General features: G+C 63.6%; 21 protein-coding genes. 10 read left to right on the plus strand and 11 right to left on the minus strand.

What is annotated here, in order from left to right; translation table 11 throughout:
* The 4 genes from ACFE8X_RS11610 to rpsF form a co-directional block, all read right to left on the minus strand.
* Positions 1-1,485, minus strand: coding sequence for a replicative DNA helicase (locus tag ACFE8X_RS11610; protein WP_375451640.1), 1,485 nt, complete (start codon positions 1,483-1,485; stop codon positions 1-3).
* 378 nt (positions 1,486-1,863) lie between these two features.
* Positions 1,864-2,436: a 50S ribosomal protein L9 gene (rplI, locus tag ACFE8X_RS11615; protein WP_375451641.1), complete on the minus strand. Its 573-nt coding sequence runs from the start codon at positions 2,434-2,436 to the stop codon at positions 1,864-1,866.
* A gap of 217 nt (positions 2,437-2,653) precedes the next feature.
* Positions 2,654-2,908 (minus strand): 30S ribosomal protein S18, encoded by a 255-nt coding sequence (gene rpsR, locus ACFE8X_RS11620; RefSeq protein ID WP_375451642.1) that lies wholly within the window; start codon positions 2,906-2,908, stop codon positions 2,654-2,656.
* Between the two features lie 17 nt (positions 2,909-2,925).
* The gene (gene rpsF / locus ACFE8X_RS11625) at positions 2,926-3,333 is read right to left on the minus strand and encodes a 30S ribosomal protein S6 (protein WP_375451643.1); all 408 of its coding nucleotides are present in this window, start codon (positions 3,331-3,333) and stop codon (positions 2,926-2,928) included.
* 281 nt (positions 3,334-3,614) lie between these two features.
* Here rpsF and ACFE8X_RS11630 point away from each other — a divergent pair, with 281 nt between their 5' ends.
* From ACFE8X_RS11630 to ACFE8X_RS11665, 8 genes are all read left to right on the plus strand, one after another.
* Complete coding sequence (locus ACFE8X_RS11630) at positions 3,615-3,923, plus strand: hypothetical protein (RefSeq protein WP_375451644.1); 309 nt, start codon at positions 3,615-3,617, stop codon at positions 3,921-3,923.
* Positions 3,924-4,091: 168 nt separating this feature from the next.
* On the plus strand, positions 4,092-5,042 hold the full coding sequence (gene fabD / locus ACFE8X_RS11635) for an ACP S-malonyltransferase (RefSeq protein WP_375451645.1): 951 nt from the start codon (positions 4,092-4,094) through the stop codon (positions 5,040-5,042).
* A 45-nt stretch (positions 5,043-5,087) separates the two neighbouring features.
* The gene (gene fabG, locus ACFE8X_RS11640) at positions 5,088-5,825 is read left to right on the plus strand and encodes a 3-oxoacyl-[acyl-carrier-protein] reductase (protein ID WP_375451646.1); all 738 of its coding nucleotides are present in this window, start codon (positions 5,088-5,090) and stop codon (positions 5,823-5,825) included.
* A 199-nt stretch (positions 5,826-6,024) separates the two neighbouring features.
* A complete protein-coding gene (locus tag ACFE8X_RS11645) occupies positions 6,025-6,261 on the plus strand; it encodes an acyl carrier protein (RefSeq protein WP_035100440.1) in 237 nt (78 codons plus the stop codon).
* Between the two features lie 28 nt (positions 6,262-6,289).
* Positions 6,290-7,552 carry a beta-ketoacyl-ACP synthase II gene (fabF, locus tag ACFE8X_RS11650; protein WP_375451770.1) on the plus strand — a complete coding sequence of 421 codons (1,263 nt, stop codon included), beginning with the start codon at positions 6,290-6,292 and terminating at the stop codon, positions 7,550-7,552.
* 163 nt (positions 7,553-7,715) lie between these two features.
* Complete coding sequence (mltG, locus tag ACFE8X_RS11655) at positions 7,716-8,828, plus strand: endolytic transglycosylase MltG (protein WP_375451647.1); 1,113 nt, start codon at positions 7,716-7,718, stop codon at positions 8,826-8,828.
* Between the two features lie 69 nt (positions 8,829-8,897).
* Positions 8,898-9,539 (plus strand): guanylate kinase, encoded by a 642-nt coding sequence (gene gmk / locus ACFE8X_RS11660; protein ID WP_375451648.1) that lies wholly within the window; start codon positions 8,898-8,900, stop codon positions 9,537-9,539.
* A 202-nt stretch (positions 9,540-9,741) separates the two neighbouring features.
* Complete coding sequence (locus ACFE8X_RS11665) at positions 9,742-10,440, plus strand: TetR/AcrR family transcriptional regulator C-terminal domain-containing protein (RefSeq protein WP_375451649.1); 699 nt, start codon at positions 9,742-9,744, stop codon at positions 10,438-10,440.
* Here ACFE8X_RS11665 and rsmA read toward each other — a convergent pair.
* From rsmA to ACFE8X_RS11695, 6 genes are all read right to left on the minus strand, one after another.
* Positions 10,437-11,294 (minus strand): 16S rRNA (adenine(1518)-N(6)/adenine(1519)-N(6))-dimethyltransferase RsmA, encoded by an 858-nt coding sequence (rsmA, locus tag ACFE8X_RS11670; protein WP_375451650.1) that lies wholly within the window; start codon positions 11,292-11,294, stop codon positions 10,437-10,439. The two genes, ACFE8X_RS11665 and rsmA, sit on opposite strands and share 4 nt — an antisense overlap.
* Complete coding sequence (gene pdxA / locus ACFE8X_RS11675) at positions 11,291-12,298, minus strand: 4-hydroxythreonine-4-phosphate dehydrogenase PdxA (protein ID WP_375451651.1); 1,008 nt, start codon at positions 12,296-12,298, stop codon at positions 11,291-11,293. The genes rsmA and pdxA overlap by 4 nt, the downstream gene beginning before the upstream one ends.
* Positions 12,299-12,339: 41 nt before the next feature.
* A complete protein-coding gene (locus tag ACFE8X_RS11680; RefSeq protein ID WP_375451652.1) occupies positions 12,340-13,248 on the minus strand; it encodes a SurA N-terminal domain-containing protein in 909 nt (302 codons plus the stop codon).
* 99 nt (positions 13,249-13,347) lie between these two features.
* Positions 13,348-15,609 carry an LPS-assembly protein LptD gene (locus ACFE8X_RS11685; protein ID WP_375451653.1) on the minus strand — a complete coding sequence of 754 codons (2,262 nt, stop codon included), beginning with the start codon at positions 15,607-15,609 and terminating at the stop codon, positions 13,348-13,350.
* Between the two features lie 26 nt (positions 15,610-15,635).
* A complete protein-coding gene (locus ACFE8X_RS11690) occupies positions 15,636-16,706 on the minus strand; it encodes an LptF/LptG family permease (protein ID WP_375451654.1) in 1,071 nt (356 codons plus the stop codon).
* The gene (locus ACFE8X_RS11695; protein ID WP_375451655.1) at positions 16,703-17,773 is read right to left on the minus strand and encodes an LptF/LptG family permease; all 1,071 of its coding nucleotides are present in this window, start codon (positions 17,771-17,773) and stop codon (positions 16,703-16,705) included. Before ACFE8X_RS11695 ends, ACFE8X_RS11690 begins: the two co-directional genes overlap by 4 nt.
* Positions 17,774-17,985: 212 nt before the next feature.
* On the opposite strand from ACFE8X_RS11695, the gene ACFE8X_RS11700 reads away from it, so the two are divergent.
* Entirely contained in the window at positions 17,986-19,473 is a 1,488-nt protein-coding gene (locus tag ACFE8X_RS11700) for a leucyl aminopeptidase (RefSeq protein ID WP_375451656.1), read from the plus strand.
* Between the two features lie 33 nt (positions 19,474-19,506).
* On the plus strand, positions 19,507-19,953 hold the full coding sequence (locus ACFE8X_RS11705) for a DNA polymerase III subunit chi (RefSeq protein WP_375451657.1): 447 nt from the start codon (positions 19,507-19,509) through the stop codon (positions 19,951-19,953).
* Positions 19,954-20,142: 189 nt separating this feature from the next.
* Here ACFE8X_RS11705 and ACFE8X_RS11710 read toward each other — a convergent pair whose 3' ends face one another.
* Positions 20,143-21,048 (minus strand): DUF4344 domain-containing metallopeptidase, encoded by a 906-nt coding sequence (locus tag ACFE8X_RS11710; protein WP_375451658.1) that lies wholly within the window; start codon positions 21,046-21,048, stop codon positions 20,143-20,145.
* Positions 21,049-21,081 lie beyond the last annotated feature (33 nt).

Here is a 21,081-nt window from a genome sequence, read left to right on the forward strand (position 1 = left end):
TCATTCCATGCGTTCAGGAAGATAATCGGCCCGCGCCAGATTGCCGAAGCGGGTATGTTGCGCCTCGAACGACAGCTGCACCGTGCCGGTGGGGCCGTGGCGCTGCTTGCCGATGATCACTTCGGCCTTGCCATGCACTTTTTCCATTTCCCCCTGCCAGGCCATATGCTCGGGCGAGCCCTCCTTGGGCTCCTTGTTCTTGAGGTAATATTCCTCGCGATACACAAACAGCACCACGTCGGCGTCCTGCTCGATAGACCCCGATTCGCGCAAATCCGCCAGTTGCGGATGCTTGTCGTCGCGATTTTCAACCTGCCGCGACAGCTGGCTGAGCGCGATGATAGGCACTTCGAGTTCCTTGGCCAGCGCCTTGAGCGTAGTGGTGATCTCGGTCAATTCCTGTACGCGGTTCTGGCTGGCCGCCTTGCTCGAGCCCGACAGCAATTGCAGATAATCCACGATCAGCAGGTCCAGCCCCTTTTGCCGCTTCAGCCGCCGCGCCCGTGCCGCCAGCTGCGCCACGCTGATGCCGCCCGTATCGTCGATATAAAGCGGCATCTGGGCCATCAGGTTGGACGTGTCCACCAGTTTGGAAAACTGGCTCTCGTGAATATTGCCGCGCCTGATGTCCGATGACGAAATCTGCGCCTGCTCGGCCAGGATGCGCGTCGCCAGCTGTTCCGAGCTCATTTCCAGGCTGAAGAATCCCACGATCCCACCATCGACGGTTTTGCGATGTCCGTCGGGTGTCACATCGCCCTTCCAGGATTTTGCCGCATGAAAGGCGATATTGGTGACCAGCGCCGTCTTGCCCATGGCCGGTCGCGCCGCGAGGATAATCAGGTCGCTGCGCTGCAACCCGCCCATCAGCCGGTCCAGATCGCTCAGCCCCGTCGCCATGCCCGAAAGCGAACCGTCGCGCCCATAGGCCTCCCCGGCCATCTGGATCGCATCCTTGAGCGCCGCGTTGAATGGCTGAAACCCTCCGTCATAGCGGCCCTTTTCGGCCAGCTGGAACAGCGCGCCTTCGACCTCCTCGATCTGCTTGTCCGGGGTCACCTCCACCTCCGACTCGTAGGCGGTCGATACCATCTCCTCGCCGATCAGGATCAGCGCGCGGCGCAGCGCCAGGTCATGCACCGCCCGGCCATAGTCGGCAGCGTTCAACACCGTCGTCGCCTCCGCCGCCAACCGCGCCAGATATTGCGGCATGGTGACGTCCGCCAAAAGGTTCTCGGGCAGGTGCGTCTTGATGGTGATCGGATCGGCCGACTTGCCCGCGCGCACGAACTTGCCGATCACCTCATAGATTTCGCGGTGGATCGGCTCGTAGAAATGCAGCGGCTCGAGGAAATCCGAAACGCGGTAGAATGCTTCGTTATTGACCAGGATCGCGCCCAGCAGCGCCTGCTCGGCCTCCACATTATGCGGGGCAAGGCGAAAGGATTTGTCTTCGACCGGATGGAGCCGTGCAATCTCTGCCATGTGAGCCTCGGATAAACGTTAACGTTTCTTAACCACGCGGGTCGGTAAGGAGTCTCGCACTAAGCGCCAAAGGTTAACGCGTCGGAAACCCGGCTGTGAACTGTGTGGACAACGGGGAATGTTCGCTTTTTGTTTTGCATGCCCACAAGGCAGCAAAATGGCCGAGTCGCGGGCTTGGTGCCACGCCCTCGTGGTTCGAGGGTCGCTGCGCTGCCACCTCACCATGAGGGCTACTGAGGAATTGCAACCCCATCAGTAGCCGTCATGGTGAGGTGCGAGGCCTTCCGAGCCTCGAACCACGAGGGCGTGCCTCCAGTCTTTCAACAAACAAAAAGGCCGGGCTTCCACCCGGCCTCCTCACCCTGAAACTCCCAAAACTCACGCGTCGTCGTCGAAGCGGTCGTCTTGCTGGGCATCCTTCTGGCCGGCGGCGAAATCGCCGGCTTCGTCTTCTTCATATTGAACCACGGTGATGTCCTCGCCGGCATCCTGGCGAGCGGCTTCATCGGTCGAGCGGGCGACGTTGACGTTAATGGTCACGGCCACTTCCGAGTGCAGGTTCAGCGACACGGTGTGTACGCCCACCGACTTGATCGGATCGGCCAGGTCGACCTGCGAGCGCTGGATGGTAAAGCCCTCGGCCTGCAGCGCCTCGACCACGTCGCGCGAGGCGACCGAACCGTAAAGCTGCCCAGTTTCGCCGGCCTGGCGGATGATGACGACGGTCTTGCCGTTGAGCCCTTCGGCAATGCCGGCGGCTGCATTGCGGCGTTCGTCGTTGCGCTTTTCGATATTGACGCGTTCCACCGCAAACTTGGCGCGGTTGCCCTCCGTAGCGCGTAGCGCCTTGCCCTGGGGCAGGAGGAAATTGCGGGCAAAGCCGTCCTTGACGCTGACTTCGTCGCCGATCGAACCAGTGCGCGCGATGCGCTCGAGCAGAATAACTTTCATGGAAATATTCCTTTGGCTGTCCCACCCTTGGGGTGGTTAGGAGCCCCGGACCATCCGGAACCCCAACGTTTGCATCCAGTGGACGCAGTATGCCGAACAAGAAGTCGGCTGGACGAGTCAGATAGGGTGGTCCGCGAGAACCGGAGCGGAGCGTACCTTAGGGTACGTGCGCACCGGGAGCGCAGCCGATCGCCGCTAGATCGCCGTCCCAACGAACTTATTGGATGGCATACGGCATGATGCCGATGAAGCGGGCGCGCTTGATCGCCCGAGCCAGCTCGCGCTGCTTCAGCGCCGAAACGGCGGTGATGCGGCTTGGCACGATCTTGCCGCGCTCCGAAACGTAGCGGCTGAGCAGACGCACGTCCTTGTAGTCGATCTTGGGTGCGCCTTCGCCCGAGAATGGGCAGGTCTTGCGCCGGCGCTGGAACGGACGGCGGGCCTGGGCGGTAGTGAGGTCACGAATTGCCATAGCTTTGGGTCCTTATCTTAGAAACGGCGCGGACGGCGTTCGCCGCCGCCAAAACGGTCGCCACCACGATCGGGACGGCCACCGCCATCGCGGTCATCGCGATCGCGCTTCTGCATCATCGCCGACGGGCCTTCTTCCAGCTCGTCAACGCGCACCGTCATGAAGCGCAGGATGTCTTCATTGATGCGCATCTGGCGTTCCATTTCCGCCACGGCCGGAGCCGGTGCGTCGATGTTCATCAGCGAATAATGCGCCTTGCGGTTCTTGCGGATGCGGTAGGAGAGACCCTTGAGCCCCCAATATTCGTTTTTGGTGACCTTGCCGCCATTTGCGGCCAGGATTTCGGTCAGCGACGCGGTCAATTCCTCGACCTGCTGCTGGGACACGTCCTGGCGCGCCATGAAGATATGCTCGTAAAGGGCCATGGATGGGCCTTCCTTAAGTGGTTCAACACACTGCACTGGCTGGCGCGGAGCCTCCTTGAAGCCGGGAAGGGCATCAAAGCAGTCTTGCAAAGAGCGGGAACACGGGAGGCCGGGTTTCAAAACCCTATTTGCCAAAGGCAAACCCTCCGTTCAGCCCCCGGCCAAACGAATGCTGGCGGTGACATAGGGGAAAGGGGAGCCAAAGGCAAGTCCCTCTCGTGTCGCGACCCGCCAGGTTTCGTGCTAGGCTTGGGCAATACATTCCATCTTCGGATCGACCAATGACGAATGCTCGTCTCACGCAAGCTCAGGACGAGCTTCATATGTACATTAGTGAAATCAGCGAATTAGCGTATTGCGCCGGGTGGATGGATGACACCGAGTATCGTCTTTGGGCTTTTGTGTCGGATCTCAATGACGATGGCGAATGGGGCAACGCAATCCTGACGCCGAACGTGCGTTCGGAACTCCGTCGGCTTAGTGAGCAGGTCGATGGTTGGATTTTCTGGGCAGAGGCAGGCGAGGGCAGGGTGGGGTCAGGTCCAAAATTCATTGCCATGGCGGATTGGCAAAAGGCTTGCGCTCTTTAAGCAGGCGAACTGCCGGTCCTTACGCGTTCGGCGCGCGGGACGATGAATGCGATGTTGGAATCGCTTCAACCCCTCCCGCCTTGACTCCGCCACACACTCCCGGCAAACGCCGCGCAACTGGACAGCCCACCTATGGTTTGTCTAACTGCCTGCTTCGAGGGGGCCACCATGACCAGCTATGCATTCACTTTTCCGGGGCAGGGCAGCCAGGCCGTCGGCATGGGCAAGGATCTTGCCGCCGCTTATCCAGAAGCGCGCGCCGTGTTCCAGGAGGTCGATGAGGCCCTTGGCCAGCGTCTTTCGGCCATCATGTTCGAGGGCCCCGAGGATATACTGCGCCTTACCGAAAATGCCCAGCCTGCGCTGATGGCGGTTAGCCTCGCCATCGTTCGCGTGCTGGAGGCCAGGGGCCTGCGCGTCTCCGGCCATGCCGCCTATGTGGCGGGCCATTCCCTGGGCGAATATTCCGCGCTTGCGGCTGCCGGTGCCTTCACCATTGCCGACACCGCCCGCCTGCTCAAGACTCGCGGCCAAGCCATGCAAAAAGCCGTGCCGGTTGGCCATGGCGCCATGGCCGCGCTGCTCGGCCTTGATCTGGCCGTTGCCAGCGAAGTCGCCGACGCGGCCAGCCAGGGCGAGGTCTGCGCTGTCGCCAACGACAATGCCCCCGGCCAGGTCGTCGTTTCCGGCACTGTCGCTGCCGTCGAGCGGGCAGTCGAACTGGCCAAGGCCAAGGGTGCCAAGCGGGCGCTCCTGCTGCCGGTCAGTGCGCCGTTCCATTGCGCCCTCATGCAGCCGGCCGCCGATGCGATGGCCCAGGCGCTTGCCGAAATCGAGATGCGCGCGCCGCTCTTGCCGCTGGTCGCCAATGTGCTGGCCGCTCCGGTTTCCGATCCAGCCGAAATTCGCCGCCTTCTGGTCGAGCAGGTGACCGGCGTGGTGCGCTGGACCGAGTCCGTCCGCTGGCTCACCGGCCCTGGCGGCGTCACCAATCTGGCCGAACTGGGCACCGGCAAGGTCCTGACGGGCCTGGCGAAACGCATCGATCCGCAAGCCATCGCCACGGCCGTCTCCACCCCTGCCGATATCGACGCCTTCGTCGCCCAGCTTGGTCTATGATCCGCCCTTCGCTGCCCGATTCAAATTCTCCGTGAGGACGCCTGGATGTTTGATCTGACTGGTAAACGCGCTTTGGTCACCGGCGCCAGCGGCGGCATAGGCCGCGAGATTGCCAAGGCGCTGGCAGCGGCTGGCGCGCGCGTGGCCCTCAGCGGCACCCGCATCGGCGCCCTGGAGGACGTCGCGGGTGAAATCGGCGGCGACAGCCCCGTCCTGCCTTGCAATTTGTCCCACCTGGATGATGTCGACAAACTCGTCCCCGCCGCCGAGGCGGCCTTGGGCGGCCTTGATATTCTGGTCAACAATGCCGGCATGACCCGCGACAATCTGTTCATGCGCATGAAGAACGAGGAATGGGACGAGGTCCTCGCCGTCAACCTGACCGCATCCTTTCACCTGACCCGCGCCGTGCTGCGCGGTATGATGAAACAGCGCTTTGGCCGCATCATCGGCATTTCCTCGGTGGTGGGCGTCACCGGCAATCCGGGGCAGGGCAATTATGCCGCCTCCAAGGCCGGCCTGATCGGCATGAACAAGGCCCTGGCCCACGAGGTTGCCTCGCGCAATATCACCGTCAATTCCATCGCGCCCGGCTTCATCGCCTCGGCCATGACCGACGATCTGAACGACAAGCAGCGCGAATCCATTCTCTCCACAATTCCCGCCCGGCGGCTGGGAACGGCGTCCGAAGTTGCGGGTTGTGCAGTATTCCTCGCCAGCGACGCGGCCGCCTACGTCACCGGCCATACCTTGAACGTCAACGGTGGAATGGCCATGGTCTGAATGGCTAAGGCGTTGATAGCTAGGGCAAGTTCCAGGGTTCGTGGGGCTCGCGGACCTCGCGTTCGGGCCTGTCTGCCTTGCGGGCCGGCCGTGTGGGCCCTAGATTGCCTGGGTGCAAGCCAACACGGCGCTTGAAGATTTGGCGCCGCACCAATAAGAAGCGAAACGAAATTTCGATTTAGACAAAAGGGAAATCAATATGAGCGATGTCGCTGATCGTGTCCGCAAGATCGTTGTGGAACATCTCAACGTGGATGCCGAGAAGGTCGTCGAGAAGGCCAGCTTTATCGATGACCTGGGCGCTGATTCCCTGGACCAGGTTGAACTGGTAATGGCGTTCGAAGAAGAGTTTTCGGTCGAGATTCCCGACGACGCCGCCGAGTCCATCCAGACTTTTGGTGATGCTGTCTCGTTCCTCACCAAAGCCGTCGGCTAATAACCGGATCGGCTCGTTGACCATGGAATTGCGCCGCGTCGTCGTTACCGGAATGGGCCTCGTTACGCCTTTGGGCTGTGGAGTTGAGGCCACCTGGGCCAATATTCTGGCCGGCAAATCCGGGGCCCGGCGCATCGAAAGCTTTGAGGTCGACGATATCGCCTGCCAGATCGCCAACCAGCTCCAGCTGGGCGATTATGCGGATGGTGGCTATAATCCTGACGAATGGATGGACGTGAAGGATCAGCGCAAGGTTGATCCCTTCATTGTTTACGCCATGGCCGCCGCCACCCAGGCGATCCAGGATGCCGGCGTCGAACCCAAAACCCAGCACGATCAGGAGCGCACCGGCGTCTTGATCGGCTCGGGTATTGGCGGCATCAGCGGCATTTATGATGCATCCATCGTGCTGCATGAAAAGGGTCCGCGCCGCATCAGTCCATTTTTCATTCCGGGCCGGCTCATCAATCTCGCCTCCGGCTATGTTTCCATCCGGTTCGGGCTCAAGGGTCCCAATCATTCCGTCGTCACCGCATGCTCGACCGGTGCGCACGCCATCGGTGACGCTGCACGCCTGATCGCCCTGGGCGATGCCGATGTCATGATCGCCGGCGGTGCCGAAAGCTGCATCAATCGCCTCGCCATGGCCGGCTTTGCCTCGGCCCGGGCACTGTCCACCAATTTCAATGATGCGCCCGAAAAAGCCTCGCGCCCCTATGACAAGGACCGTGACGGCTTCGTCATGGGCGAGGGCGCCGGGATCGTCGTGCTTGAAGACTACGAGCGCGCCAAGGCCCGCGGCGCCAGGGTCTATGGTGAAATCATCGGCTATGGCATGTCCGGCGACGCCTACCACATCACTGCGCCGTCACCCGATGGCGATGGCGGCTTCCGGGCCATGAGCGCTGCCATCAAGCGTGCCGCCATCAACGCCGCCGACATCGACTACATCAACGCCCATGGCACCTCGACACCCTTGGGAGACGAAATCGAATTGGGTGCCGTGACCCGCGTTCTCGGCGATGCTGCCTCCAAGGCGGTCATGAGTTCCACCAAGTCGGCCATCGGCCATCTGCTTGGCGCCGCCGGCTCGGTCGAAGCCATTTTTTGCCTCTTGGCGATGCGCGACAATGTGGCGCCACCCACCATCAATCTCGACAATCCGTCCGTCGAAACGGAAATCAACCTCGTGCCGCACAGGGCCTTGCACAAGAACATAGACGTGGCGCTGTCCAATTCCTTCGGCTTCGGCGGCACCAACGCGACTCTTGTCATGCGCAAGGTCGCCTGAACGGCTCGACCAGTGCGCTTGATCACATCGCGTCTCAGCGTGATCTTTATCTTTATCTTTGCCTTTGCGCCGGGCCGTGTAAAAAATGCGCGCGGTTTCGCCGTGATTTGGCGCCAATACGAAAGCCGCGGTTTGACCAGCGGGCTTGCAGGGTGACGCAGCAATGAATGATCGCAAGGCCAGGCGTTCGCGCCCCCGCCGCCGCAACGGTTTGATTGAAATCCTCAACGGGTTCCTCACCTTGGCCGTGCTGGCCATGCTGCTGGTCGGCGGGGGACTTCTCTTCCTCGCGTCCCAGTTCTATGGCGATAGCGCCATATCCCAGGATACCGCCTTCATCGTCCAGAGCGGCGACACGCTGGGCTCCACCTCCGAACGCATGGAAAGCCTCGGCTTGATCTCCAATCGCTACGTCTTTGATTTGGGTCGCCGCGTGTCCAACGTCGAAGGTACACTTAAGCCGGGTGAATATCGCATTCCAGCCAAGGCCAGCATGTCCGACATCCTGATCGAACTGCTCCAGGGCAAGCCCGTGCTCTATGCCGTCACCGTCCCCGAGGGCTGGACCTCCTGGCAGGTCGTGCAGCGGCTGGACGAAACGCCCAACTTGATCGGCGAACTGACGGGCGTGCCACCCGAAGGCTCGATCCTGCCCAACACCTATAATTTCAACCCCGGCGATACCCGCCAGTCGGTGCTCGATGCCATGCAGGCTGCTATGACCACCCAATTGGCCGCCGCCTGGGAAACCCGGCGAGCGGACCTGCCGATCCAGACGCCCGAGCAATTACTGGTGCTGGCATCGATCGTGGAAAAGGAAACCGGCGTTGCCACCGAGCGCCCCCAGGTTGCTGCCGTCTTCGTCAATCGCCTCAAGCAGGGTATGCGCCTGCAGTCCGACCCCACCATCATCTACGGCATCACCAAGGGGCAGGAGACCCTTGGCCGGGGTCTGAGGCGTTCCGAGATCGAAGCCGAGACGCCTTACAATACCTATCAGATCGACGGCCTGCCGCCGACCCCGATTGCCAATCCCGGCATCGATGCGCTCGAGGCCGTGGCCAATCCCGACAGCCACGATTATCTCTATTTCGTCGCCAAGGGCGCGACGCCTGACCAAGGCCACGTCTTTGCCGCAACCTACAGGGAACACCAGGCCAACGTTGCCAAGTTCCGCGCCATCGAGCGCGAACAGGCCCAGATCGATGCCGAAGCCGCCAAGGCTGCCCTCGAAGCCAGCGAGGCGGAAGGTGTTGATGAAGCGGCCCCGCAATAACCGCTTGACCATGACACGGCGATCGCGCACCCACGCCTGCGCATACACAGTTTTCAATAGGGTCTTGCCGTGATCGAGTCGCAGCGTCGCGGTGTCATGCTGGTGATTGCCTCGCCTTCGGGCGCCGGCAAATCGTCTATTTCGCGCTCCCTGTTCGGGCAGGACCCCAACATCCGCCTGTCCGTTTCGGTCACCACCCGCGCCCGCCGCACCGACGAGGTCGAGGGCACCCACTATTACTTTGTCGATGTGCCTACCTTCGAGCGCATGAAGGCCGAGGGCGAACTGCTGGAATCGGCCAAGGTGCACGACAATTATTACGGCACCCCCCGCGCCAGGGTCGAAGAACAATTGGCCGCCGCCAACGACATCCTGTTCGACATCGATTATCAGGGCACGCTGCAACTCTATGAGCGCAGCCGCGCTGATATGGTCACGGTGTTCATCCTGCCGCCAACCATCAAGGAATTGCGCGCCCGTCTCGAGCGCCGCGCCCAGGACAGCGTCGGAACCATCGAAAAGCGCCTGCGCAACGCCAAGCTCGAAATGCAGCATTACAACGAATACGACTACATCATCATCAATGACGACCTCGAAGCCTCCACTCAGAAGGTGCGCTCCATCCTCGCGGCGGCCCGCCTGTCCCGCGCCCGGCTGACGCAGTTGGATAATTTCGTCAAGGATCTGCAAAACCAGATCGATCTGCTCTAGCCCATTCGCGCCAGAACCCCAATCCGAACAGTCGCTAAAGCGCGCGACTTGAATCAATTCGTCGGCTGCGGTTTCACCTTGGCGCACCCAATTCCGCTAGAATGGCGCCAGCATCCACGGCTCAATCCGCTGGTGCATCTCAAAAATCTAACGATGTTCGGCGGCGTTGCCAGTGTTAGCATCGCGGGCAATGGAGATTCGCATGACTCTCGAACGCACGCGTATCGTCGCCGTCGCCCTCGATCTGCTCGATCGGACGGGGCTGGACGGGTTGACCATGCGCAAGCTCGCCGATGCGCTGGGCATCCAGGCGCCCTCGCTCTATTGGCACTTCCAGGGCAAACCCGCTTTGCTCGACGACATGGCCGATGCGCTGCTGAACGACGTTGCCCTTGCCAATGGCCCGGCGGAGGACTTCCGCGTCGTTTTGCACCAGTCGGCCGATGAGCTGCGGCGCGCCTTCCTCAGCCGCCGCGATGGCGCTCGCGTTTTCGCCGGAACCTTCGTGATCCGCCACAACATGATGCGCCTGGCCGATACGGTCATCGGCGCTTTGGTCAGCGCCGGCTTTGATAGCGCCACCGCGGTTCGCGCCAATGGTTCGCTGCTGCATTACGTGCTCGGCTTCACCATCGAGGAGCAGGCGCTGCTCGTCCGGCAGGCCGACAATGCCCCGCCGGCAGCCATCGCCCGGCGCTTCGCCGCCCATATGGCCGACGGTTATCCCAACCTCATGGCCGCCCTGCCGGATTTCCTCGATACCGATCAGGATGCCCGTTTTGCCTTTGGCCTCGATCTGCTGATCCGCGGCCTTGGCGAACAGGCCGCCGAAGCGCCGGCGCCCGAGCGGGGCGTCGCCCGCTTCATCGAATTGATGCAACAGGCCGCCACCAAGCGTTAGGCTGATCCGGCCCGCCGCAAACCGGGCAGGGCCCTTGCCATGGCAAGGAACACCTCCACCGCCAGCTCCTCGGCCCGCTCGTCGCCCTTGAGCCCCCCCGCCGCCAGCAGTCCCTCGACCGGAACCCCGGTGGCCTTGAGGCTCTGACGCATCATCTTGCGCCTTTGCCCGAATGCCGCGCGCGTGATCTGCTCCACATCCTTGACCGCAACGTCTCCGGCAATCGCCTTGGGGACCAGATGCACCACTGCCGAGGTCACGTTCGGCGGCGGCGTAAAGGCCTGCCGCCCCACATTGAAGGCAACTCGCGCCGCACTGCGCCACCCCGCCAGAACGCCCAGCCGCCCATAGGCGTCCTCGCCCGCCTTGGCGCAGATGCGCTCCGCCACCTCGCGCTGGAACATCAGCGTCATGCTTTCGAACCAGGCCGGCCACGGCTCGCAGGTCAGCCAGCCGGTCAACAGCGGCGTCGCGATATTATACGGCAGATTGGCCAAGATCCGCGTCGGTCCATCCGCCAGCAGCCGATAATCGGTCTCCAGCGCATCCCCGGCAATCACCGTCAGCCGCCCCGGATAGGCATCGGCAATCTGCGCCAGCGCCGGCAGGCAGCGCGGATCGCGCTCGATGGCGATCACCTCGCGCGCGCCCTCCGCCAGCAGCGCCCGCGTCAATCCCCCCGGCCCGGGCCCCACCTCGATCACCCGGACGCCCTCGAGCGGACCGCCGACCCGGGCGATGCGCGCCGTCAAGTTCATGTCCAAAAGGAAATTCTGCCCCAGCTCCTTCTTGGCGCGCAGGCCATGCTCGGCGATCACCTCGCGCAAAGGCGGCAGCGTGTCGATCTGGCTCATGCCCCGGCCTGGCCCCTGGTCATGGCGTCCGCCATCCGGATCGCGGCGATGAAGCTGCGTGGCGACGCGCGGCCCGTTCCCGCCAGGTCGAACGCCGTGCCGTGGTCCGGCGAGGTCCGCACGATCGGCAGCCCCAGCGTGATATTGACCGCATCCTCGAACGCCACCGTCTTGATCGGGATCAGTGCCTGGTCGTGATACATCGCCACCACGGCGTCATATTTTGCCCAATGGGTCGGATAAAACAGCGTATCGGCGGGCAGGGGGCCCTCTACCGCCACGCCCTCGAACTGCAATTGCGCCACTGCCGGCGCCACGATCTCCAGATCTTCGCGCCCGATCGCCCCGCCTTCGCCCGCATGCGGATTGAGCCCCGCCACCGCAATCCGCGGCTCGGCAATACCCAGCCGCCCCCGCAGGTCGCGCGCCACGACCTTGACCGTCGCCACGATCAGCTCGCGCGTCAACAGGCCCGGCACGTCCTTGATCGGCACATGCACCGTCACCGGCACCGCCCGCAGCCCGCCATGCGCCAGCATCATCACCGGCAGGCGCGGCTTGCCGCCATTCGCGCACAGCTCGGCCAGAAATTCGGTATGCCCGGGATGCTTGAAGCCCGAGCGATACAGCGCCCCCTTGTGGATTGGCGCCGTCACCAGCCCGCGACAGGCGCCGGTCAGCACCGCCGCCACCGCCCCCTCGATGGCGCCAATCACCGCGGTGGCCGAAACCGGGCTGGCCTGGCCCGGATGATCGGGCACCAGCCCCTCCACCGGCACCACCGGCAAGGCGTCGGCAAAGCCCGCGCCTGCCTGCTCGGCGCTGCTGGCGGCGATCGCGACGCTCAAGCCCAGCCGCTCCGCCCGCGCCCGGAGAAACGCCACCTGCCCGAATACGCAGAACGCCGGCAGCTCCAGTTCCGCCCGCCGCCCATAGAGCTGCAGGATGATGTCGGGACCCACGCCGGCGGGTTCGCCCATGCTGATCGCCAGCGGCTTGTCCATCTCGGCCCCCACCGATGGTGCGCCCGGTGGGCGCTTATCGACTAGTTGTTGATGATTTTGGCCTGCGAGCGCAAGGTCGCAAGATAATTGCTGGCCTCGGTCGCCACGGCGGTGTTGCCGTCTTCCGCGCGGATTTCGCCCTTGATGAAGGTCAGGTCTTCCGCCTGCGTCTTCTGGCAGATCGCCAGCATCGACACGCCGCTGTCGGTCACGCGCGGCTTGCTGATCCCGCCCACATTGAGGCCTGCCAGCTCCTTGGCCACCGCTTCGGGCAATTGGGTGGCGTTGCGCCGCCCCACGTCGAGCACCGCTGCGTCGGTATAGCCCAGCGACAGTTCCACGGCGCTGTCGCATCCGGCAAAGGCGCTGCGATAGCGGTTGGCCTGCGATGTGCGCCCGCCCGCGCCCTGGCCGCCCGGCGCCAGGAACAGCACTTCCTTGAGGATATAGTCGAACTTCTGATAGTCCGCGATCCGGCTCTCCGCCTGCTGGTCCAGCTCGGCGTCCGAAATCTGCACATTGGGCGCAACGGCCTGATCGGTGACCGCGGCCCAGGCGATTGCGGCCCGCAGTCGGTCGCGCAGCGTGTCCATGCCGACGCCGCTTTGCTGCAGCATCGATATTAGCTTGTCCTGGCTCAACCCCACGTTGCGCGCCACGTCCTGCAGCGCGCTGTCGATCTGGGCATTGGAAACGGTGATGTTGAGGCGCTTGGCCTCGCTCATCATGATCGCCTCGTCCACCAACTGGTCGCGGGCGCCGCGCTGGCCGGTGCGGTTGCCTTCCATGGCAAACAGCTTGACCCGCTGCGACACCTGGATGTCGGTGATCGGCGTGCCATTGACCGTGACCACGATGGCGGCGAGGGCGGGGAGCGATGCGGTAACGCAAAGCGCCAGACTCAGGATCAAGGCGCCAGCCGCGCGCCGCCAAACACTGTTCGCCATCATCGTCACTCGCCTGTTCAATGTCGCCCCACTCTCAATGCGGCGGGAACTATGCGCTGTCAATTGCCCAAAAATTGCGGCTAAAATCCGGTACGCGCCGGCTCAGTTGCCGGTCCCGCCGGTAAAGCCGACATCCAGCCCGGCCGGGCTCTTGAGCCGGAACGTCGCGGTGAACTGGGTATCGTCGGGCGAGGTATGGGTCGGCCCCGTTCGGGCCGCACTGCCCCCGATCACCAGATAGCCGTCGTCATAAACCAGCCCGCCGCCCACTTTGAGGAACCTGTTGCTCGCGATGTCCCAGGAACCATTGCCGGTCACGCTCCAGTAGTCGTCGATCGGCACGCCGAAATCGGCTCCGATCTGTTGCTGGTCGATCAGCACGCCGCTTTCGGGGTCGTCGGCGATATAGGCGTATTTGACGCCCAGCGAATACCTCGCGCTGTCGTATCGTGCGCTGAGTTCCGCGCGCGTCACCCGCGTCTCTTCGGTGTCGGCCTGCAGCTTGCCGCCCAGGCTGATGCCTTGGGCAAACTTGCCATAGGCCCCGAGCACCGCGTAGGACGGGGACACGTCGAGACCCGAATTGAGCCCGACCTGGGTCGGGTCGGTCACGGTAAAGCTATCGGTGCCGGCAAGATGAAACGACTGCCCGGCAACCAGTTCGACATAGCCGCCATCGGCGAAATTGACCTGGTAGCGCCCCCCGATATTGGCGCGCAGCCCGGTTTCCTGCCGGTCGATCCCTGAAAAGCGATTATAGCTGAACAGGTTGGTATCGTCGAAAACAAAGCTCTGGGAATCGTCATTGGTGATCCCGGGAAGGCTGGTATCGCCGCGATAGACCAATTGCGCGATCGGCTCGACCAGGTGCACCGTCGAGCCGTCGCTTCCCGCCAGCGGAAACCGCACATCCATGGCCGCGATCGGCGTCGCGCTCCACAGGCTAGCCTCTTCCGGGCCGATGGCGCTGTCGCCGTCATAATAGGCCACGTCGGCGCGCGCCCCCAGATAGGGCGTCGCCACGAACCCGCCGCCGCCGATAAACTGGTTTTGCCAACCGGCCTGGAATGCGGCATGCGTCTTGTTGCCGGCATAGCCGAAGTCATAGGGCACGCCATTGACGATGCCTGAACTATCCGCCTCGCGCTGCACGCCGAGCAGGCGCCCGCTGATTTCCACCCGGCCCTGGCCCGGCGCCAGGTTCAGCATGTGCTCGAAGCGCACGATCGGCAGGGCACTGCCCTGCTGGTCCTGTGTGCTCTCGAGCACCTCGCCCAGTTTGTTGAACTGTTGCAGGCGGGCATCGAAATAGGTGTCGCGCGTCAGATGCGTCGCATAGACCTCGTTCACCGACGAGCGAGCTTCCGAAATGCGATAATCGTCGAAATAGGCGGCATCGGTGAAGACGGTATAGGACCAGCCCGCGGTCCAGTCTTTGGCCGGCACGAAGTCGCCCGATGTCTGGATGGCGCCGCGCCAGTCCCGATCGCCCACCCTGCCGGCAAAGGCATCGCGGTCGAATTGATACAGACCCGATGCCTTGATCTGGAACGAGCCCTGATCGAACCGTTGTATCCATTCGGCACCCAGCAGCCCGCCCTGGCGCGACAGCAGGGTAGGGGTCAGGACGATATCGGTCCATTTGCTGGAATAGACCGATATCGGCACCTCCACCTTGAGCCCGATGTCCTCTCTGTAGTCGATTGATGGAAAGCGCACATTGGCCAGCGCGCTCTGGCTGGTGTCCGGCAGCCACAAATAGGGCAGCCACGCCACGGGAACCCCGAGCAGCGCCAGGCTTGGCTGTTCCATCGCCAGCGAGCCGTCCTCGGCATTATAGGTGATCCGCGCCGCCTTGACCGACCAGCCGATGCGCCGGCCTTTCGCATCGATGCAGTCCCCGCATGGGGAATAGGTCGCGTTTTCCAGCAGCGTGCGCAGCGCCTTGTCATAGTCGGCGCTGTCGGCGGTGATCCGCGCCCCGTCATAGGTGGTGATGGTCAGCGCGCTCACCAGCGCCCGCATCATGCCGTCGGTGACCTCCAGGTCCTCGGTCACGGCAATATTGCCCGATGGGTCGATGATGTTCACCGCGCCCACGAAATGGGCGGCATTGCTGGTCCGGTTATACACCAGCCGCTGCCCCTTGATGGTATAGCCGCCATAGCCCAGCACCACGTCGCCGCTGGCGGTGACGACGCCGCTTTTGGCGTCCAGTTCCAGGCTATCGGCTTCCACGGCCGTCGGCAGGCTTTCATCGACCGGCGCATTGAAGAAATCGTTTGGCACCAGCCCCTGTGCCAGGCTCGCGGTCGCCAGCAAACACAGGGTCAGTGCGCCGGCCGCGGCCAGTCGCAATGGCATTGTGATGCTGCCCCAGCCCCGTTTGCTCACGTGCGCCCGTCTTCTTTGTACAGCAGCACCGTCACCCCGATGACAATGGCCACAAATGCCGGGCCGATCGCCGCAAACGTGGGGTCGAGAACGCCGGCAGACCCTGACCGGTCGGCCATCTCGGTAATCACGAACACAACAAAACCCAACACGATCCCGTAAAGAACCGCCCGACCATATTTATCGGACCTTCGATAACCCGCGGTAAATGCAAAAGCAATGAACAGCGACCCCGTCAGCACCAGCGGCAGCGCCAGCAGTTTGAACAGCCTTGTGGTCGCTGCCGCTCGGATTTCGCTATCGGTGACCCCGGTTTGCAGCAGGCTGGCAAGCTCGAAAAACGTCAGGTCTTCCGTCGAGGACAGCCGCAGGTTCAGGTCCGCCGCTGTGGACGTGGTCGGCAGCGCATAATTGTCCAGCCGTCGCGCCGGACCCTCCGGACTGCGCGCGATTGCCGTCGGCAAGACCCAGCGACCGGGTTCCAGGCGCGCTTCGCTGGCCTCGATCCGCGGTTCCCGGCTTTCCCCGATCTGGAATATCGTCACATTGCCCAGAACGGTGCCGCCGGGCTGCATGTCGGTGGCCATCATGATGTAATGTTGCGTGCCGCTGCGCTGCTCCAGCCAGATTTCGCCCGGCGGCGTCAGCAGTGCCGCCTCGCCCGGCGGGGTGGGGATCAGCTGGCGCACCACTTGCGTGCTGAGCGTCTCCACGCCCAGCGCCACGGCGAAGCTGGCGATGATCAAGGCAATCGTGGGGGCCCGCACCACGCGCCAGATCGACAGGCCGCTGACCTTGATGATGGTCAGCTCGTGCTTGGTCTTGAGATCGATGAACCCCAGGATCGCCCCCATCAGCACCGTCACCGGCAGCGTCTTGATGGTCCAGCGCACCGCACTCGCCGCCACGCTCAGGATCGCCAGCACCACGCCGCTGTTCCTGGCAATGAAATTGAAGCGATAGGTATCCAGCGATTCCACCAGCGCGATGATGCCGTAGATGACCAGCACCGTGACCGCGATGCGGCTGCCGACCCGCTTGAGCACCAGCCAGTCGATCCGCGTCATGGCGCCACCGCCGCCCTGGTGCTGCGCCCGCTTGTACGCGCGATCAGCACCAACCCGGCGCCCAGGATCATCAGCAACGATCCGGTGATCTCTCCCAGGGGGCTGTATGAGCTGATGCCGCGCTCGACAAACGCCAGCAACAGCACGATCACCTCCATCGGCAAGGTGATCCTCCCCCGCCGTCCGCTGGGAAAACCCGAAATCGCCAGCACCAGCATGCAGATGCCCGCGACCCGCAGGGCCTCGCCCATCCGCGTATTGAGCCGCTCCACACTCGCTTCGGACCATTCGCCGGTCGCCAGCCCCGTTCGGATCAGCTCGAGGCTGTCGCGTTCCGCCAGTTCGTCCCCCGGGTCCAGCGGCTGCGCCAGCCGGTCGACGTTCAGATCGTAGCGGGCAAAGGAAATTTCCGAGAACCGTCCGCTGGCCTCCGCATATTGCAGCGAGCCGTCATGCAGCTCCAGCACGTAGTTTTCCCCATCGCTGGAAACCCGCGCGGTCTGGGCGATATAGGTGCGCCTGATCTCCGGATCGCGCCGGTCGTCGGCGAAAAATTCGGTGATCGCGCCTTCCCCCGAGCGCCCGCCGATCAGCAGCACCACGCCGGGGCTGACCTGGGTGAAGCGCTTGGGCTTGAGCGTCGAGCTGACCAGGTCCGCCGCCACGCTGGCGCTCAGCTGGTTGAGCCCGCGCATCGACCAGGGCTCGATGAAATTGGACAGTGCCAAAACGCAGATCATCCCCACCACCGCCACCGTCGCGGTTGCCCCGCCCAGCCCGCGCAGGCCATCCGTGGTGTGGATGATGTGCAGCTCGTGGTTGATCTTGAGCGCCTGCAGTGCCCGCGCCATGCCGATGCCGATGCACACGTAGAAAAACACCAGCGCCAGGGGCGGCATGGCCAGCACTCCCTGATAGGCCAGCACCCACAAGCCTTGCCCCTTGACCGAGATCAGGTCGAACCCGCGCAGGCAATTGACCAGCCACAGCAGCACGCACACCACCGCGAACAGGATCAGCGCGTCGACGGCGAACAGCTGTGCCAGGTAGCGGGTCAGTCGCCTCATCTGTCTTTTCGTGCACCCGATTGCTTTTTACCGATCCCATCATTCGGCCAGTTCGGCGCCCCAGACAAGGATTGGTGCGCTTCGGCCCGGATTTGCCTGTGCCGTGTTGCGGGATTGACGCGGCTGGCAAAGCCAACAATCCTTGGCCCGGTTCGCGCCTCTGCCATTCTTGCCGGCCACCCACCCGCCTATTGCCCACGAAGGCCCTTTGCATGTCCCAAAACCTGGTTATCCGCACCGCCTCCCAGCCGGGCACGGCGCCCTTGAGCGTCATTTACGCCCATGAGCGTGTCGCCCCGATGGGCGCCGGCGCCGCCATCTGGAAGGCCACCGGCCTCGATTGGCAGTCCGTGGCCGAAACCGCCGGCTTCAAGGGCCGGCAGGGCCAGGTGCTCGACCTGCTGGCGCCCAACGGCGTCACCGCCTCCCGCCTGTTGGTGCTGGGCGCCGGCAAGCTGGGCGAAACGGCGCCCCTCAATGCCTGGACCGATCGCGGCGGCTCGCTGCTCGGCAAGCTCGCCCCGCTGCGCGCCACCGATATCGCCGTCATCCTTGATGGCCCCGACGCCACGCCCATCGCGATCGCCGAACTCGCCGCCGGCCTGCGCCTGCGCCACTACCGGTTCGACAAATACAAATCCGCCCGCCCCGACGATGCTTCGGGCACCATGACCATTACCCTCGTCGTCCCCGATCCTGCCGCCACCGACGCCGCCATCGCCGATCGCGGCGCCACCGTCGCCGGCACGCTCCTGGCGCGCGATCTGATCAACGAACCGGCCAATACGCTCGGCCCCGTCGAATTCGCCGCCCGCGCCGCCGAACTGGCCACCCTCGGCGTCGACGTGGAAATCCTCGAGCCCGAGCAATTGGCGGCCCTGGGCATGAATTCGCTGCTCTGCGTCGCCCAGGGCTCGGCCCGTCCCGCTCGCCTGGTCGTCATGCAATGGCGCGGCGGCAATCCGGCCTCGGCCCCGCTGGCCTTTGTCGGCAAGGGCGTCGTCTTCGATACCGGCGGCATTTCCATCAAGCCCGCAGCCTCAATGGAGGACATGAAGGGCGATATGGGCGGTGCCGCCGCCGTCACCGGCCTCCTGCTCGCCCTCGCCACCCGCAAGGCGCCCGTCAACGCCGTCGGCATCATCGGCCTCGTGGAAAACATGCCCTCCGCCAATGCCGTGCGCCCCGGCGACATCGTCACTGCCATGAGCGGCACCACCATCGAGGTGATCAACACCGATGCCGAAGGCCGCCTCGTGCTGGCCGACGCGCTCTGGTACACCCAGGATCGCTTCAAGCCCCGCTTCATGATCAACCTGGCCACCCTGACCGGCGCCGTCATCGTCGCCCTTGGCCACGATCACGGCGGCCTGTTTTGCAACGACGACGCCCTTTCGGCCCAATTGCTCGGTGCCGGCCTTGCCGCCAACGAAAAGCTCTGGCGCCTGCCGCTGGGCCCTGCCTATGACAAGATCATCGAGTCCAAGTTCGCCGATATCCGCAATTCCGCCGGCCGCCCCGGCGGCGCCATCCTGGCCGCCCAGTTCCTGCAGCGCTTCGTCAATGGCGTGCCCTGGGCCCATCTGGATATCGCCGGCATGGCCTTCGGCACCGCCGCCAACGAGATCAACACCTCCTGGGCCTCCGGCTACGGCGTCGCCCTGCTCGACCGGCTGGTCAGGGACCATTACCAAAACTAGAATGCGTGCGGCGATGCAGTTCAGGATGCCTTGATGGCGGACGTCTTGTTTTATCACCTCGAACAACGCCCACTCGAGGCGGTGATCCCGCAATTGCTGGAAAAAACCCTCGAACGCGGCTGGCGCGCCGTGATCGAGGTGGGCAGCACTGAGCGTGCCGAGGCCCTCGATGCCCATCTCTGGACCTATCGCGACGATAGTTTCCTGGCCCATGGTCTTGCCGGCGAGGACACCGACCCGCTCCAGCCCATCCTGATCACCACCACGGGCGACAATCCCAACGCCGCCGCCGTCCGTTTTTTCGTCGATCGCGCCGTGCCCCAATCCGCCGATGGCTACCAGCGCATCGTCTACCTGTTCTCCGGCCACGATCCCGACGCCGTCGGCGAAGCCCGCCTCGCCTGGAAAGCCCTGCTGCCCGGCAACACCGTAACCTACTGGCAGCAGGAACCCGACGGCCGCTGGGCCAAGAAAGCCTGAACCCATCCGGCGCGTTCAAAATTGGAATGCTTTCCCCGCGGCATCATCCCCCTCGCACCGCGCATGCCGCCCCAACGCGTCATTCCTGCGAAAGCGGGAACCCACTTCAATCGTCTTCGACAAGCAATAGCTTCCCGCCTCCGTGCAAATGACGCCGCAATTGTTATGACTTAAACCTCACACCCTCGCCTAGTTCTCGATATTCTTCGGCGACACCATCGTTCCGTTCGACATCGGCGCGGTCTTGGTCTTGCCGGTGCCCGTGGGCCGCGGCGCGATCGATATGGTTTCCGTCGGACTGTCGGCAGCATACAAATCCATGAAATCCTGCATCAATTCGTAGCAGAAGATCACCTCGACCGTTTCCGGATCGTAAAACGCATTGGCCTCCCCGCAGCGTTGCGCGTTGAACGCGATCGGCTGCGGCAGGCTGTAATGCGTGCGGATTTCGTCCGCCACCGCGTCGAACACGCCGCTGGCGCGAAATGCCACCGCTGCCGATTTGAGGTCCCCCGTGGCGTCGTGATAGGTCACATTCACCACGCTGGGGCCGCCATTCTTGCTGGAGCGCGCGCCCAGCAGGCCCTCCATGCTGCGGTTGACCGTATGGTAATCATCGGCGCAGCTGTCCTGCCGGTCCCGGTCGATGGCATATTGATTGGCGATCGGCCGAAACGCGGTATCGTTGCTGCCCACCATCAGGCAGACGATCTGGAACGCCCGCTGCCGGTCGAGGCTGTGATTGCCGTAAAAATCCTCATCCACGAAATCGGTGCCATAGCGCAACCCGGTCAGCAGCCAGCCCTGTGCCGCGTCGGCCAGCGTTTGGTCGGCTTCGGGCGTGCCTTTGCGCAGCAGCGTCCACGTCGCCACATTGTCGGCGGCGTCCTCTTCCTTGCCCAGGACGGGCAGGTCGAGCTGGTGCACCAGCAGGTGTCCCATTTCATGATACAGCACGAACAGGCTGTTATTGGCGGCAAACCGCCGCATGGCGGTACGCTCGGCCTTGCTGGTTTCCTTGGCGTCCGCCACCCCGCTCATTGCCGCCACCATTGCGACGACAATCAGGATCAGCCCAATACTGCAGCGGCGCATGAGTGACTTTCGAACCACAGGACTGGCGCCAGC

This window comes from uncultured Devosia sp., from assembly GCF_964244875.1.
Classification (GTDB): Bacteria; Pseudomonadota; Alphaproteobacteria; order Rhizobiales; family Devosiaceae; genus Devosia.